Annotated in this window: 11 protein-coding genes and 1 pseudogene; 10 read left to right on the top strand and 2 right to left on the bottom strand. The window is 63.5% G+C overall.

The features are described 5' to 3' along the window. From AC1DZ8_RS25595 to melA, 4 genes are read left to right on the top strand one after another with little or no spacing between them, the layout of a single operon-like run. Window positions 1–1,008 carry an ABC transporter permease gene (locus AC1DZ8_RS25595; RefSeq protein ID WP_477300923.1) on the top strand — a complete coding sequence of 336 codons (1,008 nt, stop codon included), beginning with the start codon at window positions 1–3 and terminating at the stop codon, window positions 1,006–1,008. Beyond that, window positions 1,009–2,142: an ABC transporter permease gene (locus AC1DZ8_RS25590; protein ID WP_477300925.1), complete on the top strand. Its 1,134-nt coding sequence runs from the start codon at window positions 1,009–1,011 to the stop codon at window positions 2,140–2,142. Window positions 2,143–2,152: 10 nt separating this feature from the next. Beyond that, window positions 2,153–3,820: an ABC transporter ATP-binding protein gene (locus AC1DZ8_RS25585; RefSeq protein ID WP_477300927.1), complete on the top strand. Its 1,668-nt coding sequence runs from the start codon at window positions 2,153–2,155 to the stop codon at window positions 3,818–3,820. Window positions 3,821–3,841: 21 nt separating this feature from the next. Further along, window positions 3,842–5,212 carry an alpha-galactosidase gene (melA, locus tag AC1DZ8_RS25580; protein ID WP_477300929.1) on the top strand — a complete coding sequence of 457 codons (1,371 nt, stop codon included), beginning with the start codon at window positions 3,842–3,844 and terminating at the stop codon, window positions 5,210–5,212. A gap of 32 nt (window positions 5,213–5,244) precedes the next feature. On the opposite strand, the pseudogene AC1DZ8_RS25575 reads toward melA, so the two are convergent. Next, window positions 5,245–6,890: pseudogene (locus AC1DZ8_RS25575) on the bottom strand (acetolactate synthase large subunit). 271 nt (window positions 6,891–7,161) lie between these two features. On the opposite strand from AC1DZ8_RS25575, the gene msuE reads away from it, so the two are divergent. Together msuE and AC1DZ8_RS25565 are read left to right on the top strand one after the other, a co-directional pair. Next, window positions 7,162–7,722, top strand: a complete 561-nt coding sequence (gene msuE / locus AC1DZ8_RS25570; RefSeq protein ID WP_477300931.1) for an FMN reductase — start codon at window positions 7,162–7,164, stop codon at window positions 7,720–7,722. A 282-nt stretch (window positions 7,723–8,004) separates the two neighbouring features. Then, window positions 8,005–8,334, top strand: a complete 330-nt coding sequence (locus AC1DZ8_RS25565) for a YciI family protein (RefSeq protein WP_112562143.1) — start codon at window positions 8,005–8,007, stop codon at window positions 8,332–8,334. On the opposite strand, the gene AC1DZ8_RS25560 is transcribed toward AC1DZ8_RS25565, so the two are convergent. Beyond that, a complete protein-coding gene (locus AC1DZ8_RS25560; protein WP_477300934.1) occupies window positions 8,335–9,366 on the bottom strand; it encodes a hydroxyacid dehydrogenase in 1,032 nt (343 codons plus the stop codon). A 201-nt stretch (window positions 9,367–9,567) separates the two neighbouring features. Between AC1DZ8_RS25560 and AC1DZ8_RS25555 the strand changes: the two genes are divergently transcribed. The 4 genes from AC1DZ8_RS25555 to AC1DZ8_RS25540 all read left to right on the top strand — a co-directional run bounded on the left by AC1DZ8_RS25555 (window position 9,568) and on the right by AC1DZ8_RS25540 (window position 13,525). Beyond that, a complete protein-coding gene (locus AC1DZ8_RS25555; RefSeq protein WP_477300936.1) occupies window positions 9,568–10,629 on the top strand; it encodes a LacI family DNA-binding transcriptional regulator in 1,062 nt (353 codons plus the stop codon). 75 nt (window positions 10,630–10,704) lie between these two features. After that, window positions 10,705–11,694: a sugar ABC transporter substrate-binding protein gene (locus AC1DZ8_RS25550; RefSeq protein WP_477300937.1), complete on the top strand. Its 990-nt coding sequence runs from the start codon at window positions 10,705–10,707 to the stop codon at window positions 11,692–11,694. Between the two features lie 65 nt (window positions 11,695–11,759). Continuing rightward, window positions 11,760–12,752, top strand: coding sequence for an ABC transporter permease (locus tag AC1DZ8_RS25545; protein ID WP_477300939.1), 993 nt, complete (start codon window positions 11,760–11,762; stop codon window positions 12,750–12,752). Continuing rightward, window positions 12,749–13,525 carry an ATP-binding cassette domain-containing protein gene (locus tag AC1DZ8_RS25540; protein WP_477300941.1) on the top strand — a complete coding sequence of 259 codons (777 nt, stop codon included), beginning with the start codon at window positions 12,749–12,751 and terminating at the stop codon, window positions 13,523–13,525. The genes AC1DZ8_RS25545 and AC1DZ8_RS25540 overlap by 4 nt, the downstream gene beginning before the upstream one ends. Window positions 13,526–13,529: the final 4 nt, after the last annotated feature.

Raw genomic sequence — 13,529 nt, 5'->3', positions numbered from 1 at the left:
GTGCTGCGATTCCTGGCCATGCGCATAGCATCGGCAATACCGGTTCTCGTCATTCTGAGCCTGGTCACTTTTGCCATCATCCAGGCGCCGCCGGGCGACTATGCCGACTATATCCGCTCGCAGCTCATCAACCAGGGCGGCGCGTCCTTTGCGGAAGCCGATGCGCAGGCGCAGGCCTACCGGGTCGAGCACGGCCTCGATAAGCCGCTGCCGGTCCAGTACCTGAACTGGATGGCCGGCATCGTCACTCGCGGCGATTTCGGCTACAGCCTCTACTACAACAAGCCGGTCGGCGACGTGGTCGGCGAGCGGCTGCCGCGCACGCTGCTTCTGGCGCTGGTCTGCCATCTGCTCGCTTCGGTGCTCGGCATCACCTTCGGCATCTGGGCGGCGACGAGGCAGTACACCTGGATCGACTCGACCCTGTCGGCGATCTCCTTCCTCGGCATGACGGTGCCGCGCTTCCTGATGGCGCTGATCATCGTCTATCTCATGGTTTTCCAGTTCAACGTGTCGGAGATCGGCAGTTTCTTCTCGCCGCAATATGGCGGCGCGCCGTGGTCGTGGGCGAAATTCGCTGACCTCGTCAAACATGTCTGGCCGGTGGTGGCGATCGCCACCTTTGGCGGGCTCGCCTACAATATGCGCGTCATGCGCGGCAATCTGCTCGACACGCTGAACGCCCAGTATGTCGAGACGGCCAAGGCCAAGGGGCTTACCGGCGGCGCCGTCGTCATGCGCCATGCCGTACCCAACGCGTTGCACCCGCTCATCATGTATCAGGGCGTGGTGCTGCCCTATATGCTCACCGGTGAGATCGAGACGGCGATCATCTTCGCGCTGCCGACGGTCGGGCCGGCCATTGTCGGTTCGATGGCGGTCGGCGACGTCTATGTCACGGCGACGTTCATGATGGTGCTTTCGGCGACGCTGATCGTCGGCAACATCATCGCCGACATGCTGCTTGCGCTGCTCGATCCGCGCGTGCGCCAGTTTGGGGAGAGCTAGATGCTGGCACGCGACCCATCTCCGCCGCCGCCGGCCGAAGGAATTGCGGTTACGACCCAGCGCGGCAATGAGAGCTACATGGCGCTGGTCTGGCGCCGACTGCGCCGCTCCTGGACCGGCATGGCCGGGCTGATCCTGGTCGTGCTTCTGGTGGTGATGGCGTTGTTTGCCGATTTCTTCGCGCCGATGGATCCCAAGGTGACCGATGTCGCCTTCGCTCCGCCGCAAGTGATGAGCTTCCACGACAGAGACGGCAATTTCGTGCTCCAGCCGCGGGTCTATGCACTGGCGGATTCCGCCGATCTTGACCCGGTCACCTTCCAGCCGGTCGTCGGGCCTGACTACGACCATCCGCGCCTGCTCGGCTTCTTCGTGAAGGGCGCCGAGTACCGGCTGCTCGGGCTGATCCCCGCCGACCGGCATTTCTTCGCCTCGACCGACGGCCTGCCGGTGCATTTTCTCGGCACCGACAAGTTCGGCAGAGATGTGCTGTCGCGCGCCATCCAGGGCTCGCGCGTCTCGCTGATGATCGCGCTGACCGTGGTCTTCATCATCACCGTCATCGGCACCACTGTCGGCATGGTCTCCGGCTATTTCGGCGGCAGGTTCGACATCTGGGTGCAGCGCTTCGTCGAGCTGGTGCTTGCCTTCCCGCAGCTGCCGCTTTATCTCGCGCTGACGACGCTGATCCCGGTGACTGCGCCGACCAACGTCTTTCTCGCCTTCGTCATCATCGTCATGTCAGCGCTCGGCTGGGCGCAGATGTCGCGCGAGGTGCGCGGCAAGACGCTGGCGCTGGCGCGGATCGACTATGTGCGCGCCGCCATGGCGGTCGGCGCCACCGACATGCGCATCATCATGCAGCACATTTTCCCCAATGTGATGAGCCACGTCATCGTCGCCGTGACCATTGCGATCCCGACGGTGGTGCTGCTCGAAGCCTTTCTCGGCTTCCTCGGCTTCGCGGTGAAGCCGCCGCTGATATCCTGGGGGCTGATGCTGCAGGACACCGCGACCTATTCGGTCATCGGCACCTATCCCTGGATCCTGTCGCCGGTCGGCTTCGTGCTGATCACGGTGTTCGCCTTCAACGCGCTGGGCGACGGCCTGCGCGATGCCGTCGATCCCTATTGAGGTGGCTGAAATGACCGTCGCGCTCGCACAATCCTTCGCGCCAGCCGTCCGGCTCGACCATGCCGGACGCCATGACCAGCCGATCATCGACGCCCGCAACGTCGAGGTCGCCTTCAAGGTCGAGCACGGCGTCGTCGAGGCGGTAAAGGACGTCTCGTTCCAGCTCTATCGCGGCGAGACGATCGCTATCGTCGGTGAGTCCGGCTCCGGCAAGTCGGTGACCGCGCGCACCGTGATGGGGCTGTTGTCAAAGCGGGCCACGGTCTCTGCGAAATCAAGCGTCGACTATTGCGGGCAGGACATACTGAAGTTTCCGGAGAGCGCCCGGCGCAAGCTGCGCGGCAACCGCATCTCGATGATCTTCCAGGAGCCGATGAGCTCGCTCAACCCGATCTACACGGTCGGCAGCCAGATCGTCGAGGCGATCCGGGTGCATCGCAAGGTGAGCCGCAAGCAAGCCTGGGCGCGGGCGCTCGAATTGCTGCGGCATGTCCAGATCCCCGAGCCGGAAGCGCGCATCAAGCAGTATCCGCACCAGATGTCGGGCGGGCAGCGCCAGCGGGTGATGATCGCCATGGCGCTCGCTAATGATCCCGATGTGCTGATTGCCGACGAGCCGACGACCGCGCTCGACGTCACCGTGCAGGCGCAGATCCTCAACCTGATCCGCAATCTGCAGAAAGAGCTCAGGATGGCGGTTATCCTGATCACCCACGATCTCACCGTGGTGCGGAAATTCTCCGACTATGTCTATGTCATGCAGCATGGCGAGATGTGCGAGCACAATGTCACCGAGAGGCTGTTCGCCGATCCGCAGCATGCCTACACCAAACGGCTGCTCGCTTCCGAGCCGCACGGCAAGCCGCAGCCGCTGCCGGAAAACAGCGGCACCATCCTCGAGGCACGCGACATGCGCGTCTGCTTCATGCTGCGCCATGGCTCGTTCCTGAAGCCGGACTGGCGCGAACTGGTCGCCGTCGACGATCTCGGCCTGAAACTTTGCCGCCACGAGACATTAGGGCTGGTTGGTGAATCCGGCTCCGGCAAGACCACCTTCGGTCTCGCTCTGCTCAAGCTCACCGAGGCCAAGCGCGGTGAGATCAGCTTCGACGGCCAGCCGATCCAGGGCCTGTCGCGCGCCGAAATGCGGCCGCTGCGCTCGCGCATGCAGGTCGTCTTCCAGGATCCGTTTTCCTCGCTCAACCCGCGCATGACGATCGGCCAGATCATCGAGGAAGGGCTGGTCGTCAACAGGTTAGGGGCGACGCGGCGCGAGCGGGTCGAGCGGGTGCGCGAGGCGCTTATCAGCGCCGGCATGCCCGGCGACATTCTTTCGCGCTTTCCGCACGAATTTTCCGGCGGCCAGCGGCAGCGCATCGCCATTGCGCGGGCCATCGCGCTGGAGCCCGAATTCATCCTGCTCGACGAGCCGACATCGGCGCTCGACCTCTCGGTGCAGGCGCAGATCATCGACCTGCTGCGCAAGCTTCAGGATGAGCGCGGCTTGAGCTATCTCTTCATTTCGCACGACCTCAAGGTGGTGCGCGCGCTTTGCCATCGCGTTATCGTTATGCAGAACGGCAAGATCGTTGAACAGGGACCCGTCGACGAGGTCCTCACCCATCCCAAGACCGCCTACACCGAACGGCTCGTCAGGGCCGCCTTCGACGTGGCGTAGAACAGTGCCGGAGGTTTAGAAGTGGCAAGACATCCCAGGATCACCTTCATCGGCGCCGGCTCGACGGTGTTCATGAAGAACATTGTCGGCGACGTGCTGCAGCGGCCGTCGCTGTCGGGCGCGACAATCGCGCTGATGGACATCAATCCGCAGCGGCTGGAGGAGAGCGCCATTGTCGTCAACAAGCTGATCGCGACGCTCGGCGTGAAGGCGAAGGCCGAGACTTATTCCGACCAGAAGAAGGCGCTTGCCGGCGCCGATTTCGTCGTCGTCGCTTTCCAGATCGGTGGCTATGAACCCTGCACCGTCACCGATTTCGAGGTGCCGAAGAAATACGGCCTGCGCCAGACCATCGCCGACACGCTCGGCGTCGGCGGCATCATGCGCGGCTTAAGGACCGTGCCGCATCTGTGGAAGATCTGCGAGGACATGCTCGCCGTCTGTCCAGAGGCGATCATGCTGCAATACGTCAACCCGATGGCGATCAACACCTGGGCGATTTCGGAGAAATACCCTGAGATCAAGCAGGTCGGCCTCTGCCATTCGGTGCAAGGCACGGCGATGGAGCTCGCACACGATCTCGACATTCCCTACGAGGAAATCCGCTATCGCTCGGCCGGCATCAACCACATGGCCTTTTATCTCAAATTCGAGCATCGCCAGGCGGACGGCAGCTATCGCAACCTCTATCCGGACCTGGTCCGCGCCTATCGTGAGGGCAGGGCGCCGAAGTCCGGATGGAACCCGCGCTGCCCCAACAAGGTGCGCTATGAGATGCTGACGCGACTCGGCTATTTCGTCACCGAAAGCTCGGAGCATTTCGCAGAATATACCCCCTATTTCATCAAGGAAGGGCGCCCCGACCTGATCGAGAAATTCGGCATTCCGCTCGATGAATATCCAAAACGCTGCATCGAGCAGATCGAGCGCTGGAAGGGACAGGCCGAGGCCTATCGCTCGGCCGACCGCATCGAGGTCGAGCAGTCGAAGGAATACGCCTCCTCGATCATGAATTCGGTCTGGACCGGCGAGCCGTCGGTGATCTACGGCAATGTCCGCAACAATGGCTGCATCACCTCGCTGCCGGACAATTGCGCAGCCGAGGTGCCGTGCCTGGTCGACGCCTCCGGCATCCAGCCGACCTATATAGGCGCGCTGCCGCCGCAACTCACCGCGCTGATCCGCACCAACATCAACGTGCAGGAGCTGACGGTGCAGGCGCTGATGACGGAGAACCGCGAGCACATCTATCACGCGGCGATGATGGATCCGCATACGGCGGCCGAGCTCGACCTCGACCAGATCTGGGCGCTGGTCGATGAGCTGCTGGCGGCGCATGGCGACTGGCTGCCGGCCTGGGCGCGTGGGAGCGCCAAAGTCCGGGCGGCCTGACAGCCGCTCCTGCGGCGGCTCTCACTGCGCCGTCAAGCCTCCGGCGCCGCCGGCAGCCGATGGCGCAGTTCCTCGACCAGGACGCGCTCGTTTTCCGAATAGTCGATCGGGACGACGACGAGATGCACGCCGCCGGCGGTGAACGCCGTTTCGAGGGTCGGCTTGAGGTCGGCAATGGCGCCGACCCTGGTGCCCTTGGCGCCATAGGCTTCTGCATATTTGACGAAGTCGGGGTTGCCGAAGGTCATGCCGAAATCGGGAAAGGCATCGACCGCCTGCTTCCAGCGGATCATGCCGAAGGCATGGTCCTCGATGATCAGCACGACCAGATTGAGCTTCAGCCTGACGGCGGTTTCCAGCTCCTGGCTGTTCATCATGAAGCCGCCATCGCCGCAGATCGCCATGACGCGGCGGCCGGGATAGAGCATTGCCGCCGTCATCGCCGATGGCAGGCCGGCGCCCATCGTGGCCAGCGCATTGTCGAGCAGCAGCGTGTTGGCGACGCGGGTGCGGTAGTTGCGCGCGAACCAGATCTTGTACATGCCGTTGTCGAGCGCCAGGATGCCGTCGGCCGGCATCACCGCGCGGATGTCGTGGACCAGGCGCTGCGGCGTAAAACGGTCCTCGGTGGCGCGGGCAGCGATGCGGCTCAGAATGCCTTCGCGCAGCGGCAGCAGCGCCTGCGCGTTGGGATCTTGCCCTCGATACGATCGGCCAGCAGCCTGAGCGAAGCGCCGATGTCGCCGATCACTTCGGTCTGCGGGAAATAGACCTGTTCGACATTGGCCGGCTGGTAACCGACATGGATGACCTTCGGCCCCTTGTCGCCCATGATGAAGGGCGGCTTCTCGATCGTGTCGTGGCCGATGGTGATGATGAGGTCGGCTTGTTCTATTGCCTCATGCACATAGTCGCGCTCGGAGAGAGCGGCGGTACCCATATAGAGTTCGGTGCCGCCGGGCACCGTGCCCTTGCCCATCTGCGTGGTGAAATAGGGGATGCCGGTCCTGATCACGAACTGGGCGAGATCGGAGGTCGAGCGTGGACGCGAAGCGGCCGCACCCAGCATCGCCAGCGGGCGCTGCGCCTTGATGATCATCTCGGCGGCGCGGTCGAGCGCCAGCGGGCTCGCCAGCGGCAATTCGACGGGATGCGGCGGGATCAGCGCGACATCGTCGCATTCCTCGGCCGCGATATCTTCGGGCAGTTCCAGATGCACCGGCCCCGGACGCTCCTCCTCGGCAATGCGGAAGGCCTCGCGCACCAGGGCGGGGATCGTGCGCGGCGAGATGATCTGGCGTGACAGTTTGGTCAGCGGCTTCATCGCCGCGACGATGTCGACAATCTGGAAGCGGGCCTGGCGCGACGACCGGATGCCCTTCTGTCCGGTAATCATGATCATCGGCATGGCGCCGAGCAGCGCGTAGGCGGCGCCGGTCGTCAGGTTCAGGGCGCCGGGCCCGAGCGTGGTGATGCAGACACCGGGCTTGCCGGTGAGCCTGCCATGGGTGGCGGCCATGAAGGCGGCTGCCTGCTCATGCCGGGTCAGGATGAGCTGGATCGACGATTTGCGGATGGATTCGACGACGTCGAGGTTTTCTTCGCCCGGAATGCCGAAGATGCGATCGACGCCTTCATTTTCGAGGGCGGCTACAAGCAGGTCTGAACCTTTGGGCACGAAGCATCTCCTGGGCAAAGCGGCGGCGAACCGCATCGGATACGATCAGACATAGTGCTGGTTAAGCCCTACCGCGAGGCGTAGCTGCCGCCAACGTCGTTTTGCGCCTACAGACCGTTCTGCTTCTCGCGGCCTGAGACCAGCGAGCGTGTCGGGAAAACGGAAAAAAATTCCCTGGGGATGGTGCTGGAGGGCCTATCCTTGCTTCTTGCGGCAGGCTGAAGCCTGTAAATGTGCGGTATGAAGCGTGTCCGCGAGAGGTGAGAGAAACATGCCCAATCCAACCGTCGTCGGGTTTTCCGGCAATTTCACCCGGCCGTCCAAGACGCGTGGCTTCGTTGACCAGGTCGTCAGGGATATTGCGCGCCAGCATGGCCTGTCGGCGAGCACCTACGACATTGAAGACCTCGGCCCCTCGCTCGGCGCTGCGAAATGGGCGCGCGATCTCGACGGCCAGGCGCGGGCGATTTTCGACGGCGTCGTCAATGCCGATGTCCTCGTGGTGGGTTCGCCGACCTACAAGGGCAGCTATACCGGCCTGTTCAAACACTTCTTCGATCTGTTCGATCCGGCGTCTTTACGCGGCAAGCCGGTGGTGCTGCTTGCCACTGGCGGCAACGATCGCCATGCGTTGATCGTCGAGCACCAGTTGCGGCCGCTGTTCGGTTTCTTCGAGGCGCTGACGCTGCCGACAGGCGTCTACGCCACGGACAAGGATTTTACCGACGGCGTGCTGCGGGCCGAACCCATACTGAAGCGCGTCGAGCAGGTCGTGGGCGAGGTCGGACTGGTGCTGACAAATCGCCCGGCTGCCGGCGTTGCCGCGGGATAGAGGCGAGCTCCAGCCTTAACGGCCTTTGCTCGGGAGTGAATGAAAAGGCCCGTCACCGACGCGAACCGTGACGGGCCTCCTTGGAGTACGCCGGGCCTCCCACTGCCCGGCTGTCTTTAAAAACTTCCCGGCGGCAGGATTGTTCCGCGGGATCCGTGCAAGTCCTTAAATCGTAGCCAAAATCAATACCTCTCCGACGGAGGCGGGAGCCTTCGATGTCCGGCAGGGGCGCCGGAACCGTCGCAGCGCCTGTCCATTATCCCTGAGATGGAGGAACCGCGAATGCCCAAATACATCACGATCGGCTATGGCGACCGAGCCGGATATGACCGGACGCCGCAGGATGTCAGGCAGGCAGCCCATGAGCATGATGCGTCGCTCAAGCAGCGCGGCGTGGTGATGGGCATTGCCGAAACACCGGTGCAGGTTCGAAATCCCGACGCCAGCGGCGTGCTGACCGAGACTGGCCCCTATCTCTCGTCGGATCTGCCCATCGCTGGCTTTTCGATCATGGAAGCCAGCGACATGGACGAGGCGATCGCGCTGGCTTCGAAATCACCCTGTGCCGTGGCGCATGGGGTGATCGAGATCTGGCCGCTCAACGAACGGTAATTAATTCCGGTCCGCCGGCTTCGACCGCATCCTCGACACCGTTTCGCGTTCGGCGCGCTTGGAGCGGAGCGGCGGCAGGCCGCGGTCGATCAGGTCCATGTCTTCCAGCACCATGTCGCCCATGCGCTTGAAGGCGATGTCGAGCGCACCGGCTCGGTGGGCGGAGCGCAGGAAGCCGGGGATGGTGCGGACCGGGTGATCCTGCGCCAGCGGCTCTTCGGGAAAGACGTCGCTGGCGGCGACGATGTGGCCGCTCTTCACCGCTGCCATCAGAGCAGGGAAGTCGACGACGCCGGCGCGGCTGAGCAGGATGAAGGCCGCACCCTTGCGCATCGAGGCAAAGGCATCGGCGCCGAGAAAGCCCTGGTTCTCCGAGGTCACCGAAGCGACGACGAAGACGAAGTCGCTTGATGTCAGGACATCGTCGAGCGAGGCCGGCTCGACGCCATTGTCGATTAGGATCGACGGCGGCAGCCAGGGATCGAAGACTTTGGTGCGGGTGCGAAAACCCGACAGCAGGCGGTTCAGTGCGCGGCCGAGATCGCCGAAGCCGATGATGCCGACATCGGCGCCCGACAAGAGCCGCGCCGTCAAATTGCCGTCGCCGCCCCAGAGCTCCTCGCCCTTGCGGAAGGCAAGGTCGGCATCGACGATGTTGCGGGCAAGGTTGAGTGCCATGGCGAGGCCAAGCTCGGCCACCGGCTCGGCAAAGACCAGGCCGGTGGTGACGACATGGATGCCGCGCGCGAACAGCGTCTCATAGGGCATGTTGTTGATGAGGTTGGTTTCGACATTGAAGACGCAGCGCAGCGCTTTCATCTGATCCAGCGTGTCAGCCGAAATCGGCGGTTGGCCGATGATGTAGCGGGCTTCGGCCAGCACATTGGTCGGCAGCTTCGCCACGCCGTCAGCTGTCGTTTCGACAATGCGGTAGTGCGCCTTGAGGCGCGCCAACTGTGGTGGGGTGAAGATCAGCTCGAGCGTGCGTGGTTCGGGCGCGCTGATGACCAGCGGCAAGGCCTTGTTCGGCATGACGATTCCTCCCGGCGCGATCCGCGTCGCGTATTTTGCTTGGCACTTGCCGCAATCCCAGAACCGCTTCACACTTCAGGGCGACATGTGCTCGTGGGACAAAATACCCACGATTAAACGATTTACAACTCCGAAAAATCGATTTACTCATTTCCTCAGCGGACGGAAATGCCTCGGTCCGCGCCTCGGGAGGGAGGACCAATGGCGCATAGGCAGGACCAGCAGCGGCGGGCGTCGATCCACGACGTGGCAAGCCGCGCCGGCGTGTCCGCCGCCACCGTCTCCAAGGTACTGTCCGGTGTTACCACGGTGAAGCCGGAAAACGCGCAGCGCGTCTTCGATGCCGTCGAGCAATTGGGTTATCGCATCGATCCGCTGGCCTCCGACATGCGCCGGGCCAAGCGCCGCATCATCGGTGCCATCATGCCCGAATTCGAAAGCGAATTTTTCGGCCAGATGGTCACCCAACTCGAGAGCCTCGCCGAGCAGCGCGGCTATACGCTGGTGGCGGCGTCGAGCCGCGAATCCGAAACGCGCGAAAAAGAGATCCTCGCCCGCATGCATGACTGGCGAGTCGCCGGCGTGGTGCTGGCGCCGGTGCGCAACGAGCATGGCCCGGCGGCCGACTTCATGAAGGCCAATGGCATGACCGGCGTGCTGATCGACCGTGTTCTCTCCGATGACGCCTTCGACACGGTGTCGGCCGACAGCGCCGCAGCCAGCGCCGAAGTGGCGCGCGAACTGATCGCCAAGGGCCATCGCCACATACTGGTCGTCGGCCTCGGCGAGCAGGCGGCGACGGTGCGCGCCCGCCTCGACGGGTTTCGCACCGCTGCGCTGAAACTGGCGCCGGATGCGCGCATCGATGTCGTGCTGGCCGAAACCGATGTCGAGCCGCTGAGAGCGCAGCTGCGCGAGTATTTCGCCAAAGGCGAACGGCCGACGGCAGTCTATTCGCTGTTCCTGAAGGGCACGCTGGTGGCGCTGTCGGAGTTCCGCCGTCGTGGCTGGCACTGCCCCAACGACATTTCGCTGGTCGGGTTCGACGACGCCGAATGGATGCAGGTGACATGGCCGGCCATCGCGGCCGTGGTGCAGCCGGTGCGCCAGATTGCCGGCCACGCCATGGAGGCGCTGTTTGCCAGGATTGAAGGTGGGGAGGGGCCGCCGATCGCGCGGCTCGAGCCTTGCCGGGTTTTGATGCGGGAATCCGTTGGCTCGCCAGGCAACGGCCCGCATTCCGGGGGAGGACACCGACAATAGCCCCCATTGTCGACAACCAGAAGCCGCACCTGGCCTAGGCTCGCGGCACGTGACATCAACCGGAGGATAATAAAAATGACATCGCGCATTCTGAAGATAAATCGATTTACTTTGGCTTTTGGCGTCGCAATGGCCCTCTCGGCCGTCAGTGTGGCCAAGGCAGAGGACGGCGAATATGGCGTGCTGATGAAGACGCTGGCCAATCCATTCTGGGGCGCGATGGGCCAGGGTGTGGAGGACGGCGCCAAGGCAGCAGGCGTGAAATATTTCCAGCAGGCGGCCGACAGCGACCAGGCGGCCGAGCCGCAGCTCAATCTGTGTAACACGATGCTCGAGCGCAAGCCGGTGGCGATGATCACCGCGGCCATCAACTCGACCAATCTGCTGCCCTGCCTGAAGGCGGCGCAGGATGCCGGCATCAAGGTCGTCGACCTCGACGGCAATCTCGACCCGGCGGTGCTCGACAAGGAAGGCATCAAAATCACCTTCCGCATCGGCTCCGACAATGTCGCGGCAGGCGGACAAGGCGCCGAATATCTGGTCTCCAAGCTCGGCAAGGATGCCAAGGGTCCGGTGCTGGTCATCGAAGGCCTGTCGGGCAACATCACCGGCGAGAAGCGCGCCAAGGGTTTTGCCGACAAGCTCAAGGAACTGGCGCCCGGGCTGGAAATCGTCGCCTCGCTGCCGGGTGACTGGGATCGCAACAAGGCGGCCTCGATCGCCACCGACACACTGACCGCGCATCCCGACCTCGTCGCCATTTTCTGCGCCAATGACGGCATGGCGCTGGGCGCAGTGGAATCGATCTATGCGGCAGGCAAGGGCGAGCAGGTGACGATCATCGGCGTCGACGGCAATTCGGATGCAGTCAAGTCGATCAAGGAAGGCCGGCTCAACGCTTCCGTTGCGCAGCTTCCCTATCTCGTCGGCAAGCAGGCGGTCGAGAATGTTAAGAAGGCGCTGGCCGGTGAAAAGGTCGAGGAAAGTATCGCGGTGCCCACTTTGGTGCTGACCAAGGATGTGATCGAGGCCGGCAAGGAGCCGATGCTCGAATACGTGAAATAGTCCTCCCGGACTGGGCTGGCGCGGGTTTGGCCCGCGCCAGCCACTTTATTTAAAGGTGAGGCAACATGGCTTCTGAAATGGCGCGGCCTGGTTTCTGGGCTCGGGTGCAGCGTGCGTCCGTCGAACGACTTCATATCCGCCTGGAATCGCTGGTGGTGCTGCTGGCGCTGAGTGCGGCGATGGCAGTGTTGTCGCCGTATTTCCTGTCGCTCAGCAATTTTCTCAACATCCTGCTCGCGACGTCGACGATCGGCGTGCTGGCCATCGCCGCCACCTTCGTCATCGGCTCGGGCGGGCTCGACCTGTCGCTCGGCTCGGTTATGGGGCTGGCCGGCGTTGCCGGCGCCTTCGTCGCCGTCAATCTCGGCTGGCCCTCGGTGTTCGCGGTCGTTGCCTGCATCCTTGCCGGTGGGCTTGCTGGTTACATCAACGGGCAATTGGTCACCCGCGCGTTCGTGCCTGCCTTCATTGTCACGCTCGGCATGCTCGGCATGGCGCGTGGCCTCGCTTTGATCATCTCGCAGGGCAGGGCGATCTACGGCCTGCCGGCCGAGATCGTCTATATCGGCCAGGGCCGGCCGTTCGGCATTCCGATGCCGGTCATTCTGCTGGTGCTCACCGCCATCGTTGCCCATTGCGTGCTCGCCTACACGCGCTTCGGCCGCCACACGCTGGCGCTTGGCGACAGCGAGGGCGCGGCACGCGCCGCCGGCATTCGCGTCGAGCATCACCGCCGCATCATCTACACGCTGTCCGGTGCGCTAGCCGGTCTGGCAGGCCTTTTGTTCACCGCCCGCGTCAATGCCGGCGACCCGACCGCCGGCATCAATTATGAGCTCACCGCCATCACCGCGGCGATCATCGGCGGCACCAATCTGTTCGGCGGCCGCGCCTCGATCCTCGGCACCATGATCGGCGCGCTGATCATGGGCGTGCTGCAAAACGGGCTGACGCTGCTGGCCGTCCAATCCTACTACCAGCAGATGGCGATCGGCGCGGTGCTTATCCTGGCGGTCTTCATCGACCAGTATCAGGTGCGCAAGGAGTCACGCGTATGAGCCTCCTTTCGCTGCAAGGCATCCGCAAGAGTTTTGGCGCGGTCGACGTTCTGCATGGCGTGGATCTCTCGATCGATGCCGGCGAAGTGGTCGGTTTGGTCGGCGACAATGGCGCGGGCAAGTCGACGCTGATGAAGACCATCACCGGCATCTATCGAGCCGATTCCGGCTCGATCGCGTTCGATGGCAAGGACATATTGCCGCTCGATCCCGGCCAGCGGCGCCGGCTCGGCATCGAGATGATCTATCAGGACCTGTCGCTGGCCAAGCAGCAGGATGTCGCCGCCAACATCTTCCTCGGCCGCGAGCCGGTAAAGAAATGGTTCGGCGTCATTCCGGGCTTTGTCGACAAGGCCGAGATGGATCGCCAGGCGGCGAAGATGATCGAACGGCTCGGCGCACATCTGCCGTCGATCAACCGGTCTGTCGGCTCGTTCTCGGGCGGCCAGCAGCAGACCGTGGCGATTGCCCGCGCGCTGACCTTCAACCCGAAGCTCGTCATCATGGATGAGCCGACGGCAGCCCTTGCCGTGCGCGAGGTGCAGAGCGTGCTCGACCTCATCCGCCGGCTGAAATCGGAAGGCATCGCCGTCATTCTGATCTCGCACCGGCTGAACGATGTGCTGTCGGTCACCGACCGCATCGTCGTGCTGCGCCACGGGCGGGCCGATGCCGATCTCGTCACCGCAAACACCAACATGACCGAAGTCGTCAGCCGCATTGTCGGTGGCGGCGATATCGCTGCTGCGGCGGCGCACGAACAACGAGGCTGAACTG

This window comes from Mesorhizobium sp. P2_F7 (genome assembly GCF_056403695.1).
This window is presented reverse-complemented; position numbering and strand designations above follow the sequence as displayed.

What these genes read in the sequence shown, in the direction of transcription:
- msuE (WP_477300931.1), top strand. Translation starts at nt 7,162, where the DNA reads ATGCCCAATCCAACCGTCGTCGGGTTTTCCGGCAATTTCACCCGGCCG.
- AC1DZ8_RS25555 (WP_477300936.1), top strand. Translation starts at nt 9,568, where the DNA reads ATGGCGCATAGGCAGGACCAGCAGCGGCGGGCGTCGATCCACGACGTG.
- AC1DZ8_RS25585 (WP_477300927.1), top strand. Translation starts at nt 2,153, where the DNA reads ATGACCGTCGCGCTCGCACAATCCTTCGCGCCAGCCGTCCGGCTCGAC.
- AC1DZ8_RS25565 (WP_112562143.1), top strand. Translation starts at nt 8,005, where the DNA reads ATGCCCAAATACATCACGATCGGCTATGGCGACCGAGCCGGATATGAC.
- AC1DZ8_RS25560 (WP_477300934.1), bottom strand. Translation starts at nt 9,366, where the DNA reads ATGCCGAACAAGGCCTTGCCGCTGGTCATCAGCGCGCCCGAACCACGC.
- AC1DZ8_RS25545 (WP_477300939.1), top strand. Translation starts at nt 11,760, where the DNA reads ATGGCTTCTGAAATGGCGCGGCCTGGTTTCTGGGCTCGGGTGCAGCGT.
- AC1DZ8_RS25550 (WP_477300937.1), top strand. Translation starts at nt 10,705, where the DNA reads ATGACATCGCGCATTCTGAAGATAAATCGATTTACTTTGGCTTTTGGC.
- AC1DZ8_RS25590 (WP_477300925.1), top strand. Translation starts at nt 1,009, where the DNA reads ATGCTGGCACGCGACCCATCTCCGCCGCCGCCGGCCGAAGGAATTGCG.
- AC1DZ8_RS25540 (WP_477300941.1), top strand. Translation starts at nt 12,749, where the DNA reads ATGAGCCTCCTTTCGCTGCAAGGCATCCGCAAGAGTTTTGGCGCGGTC.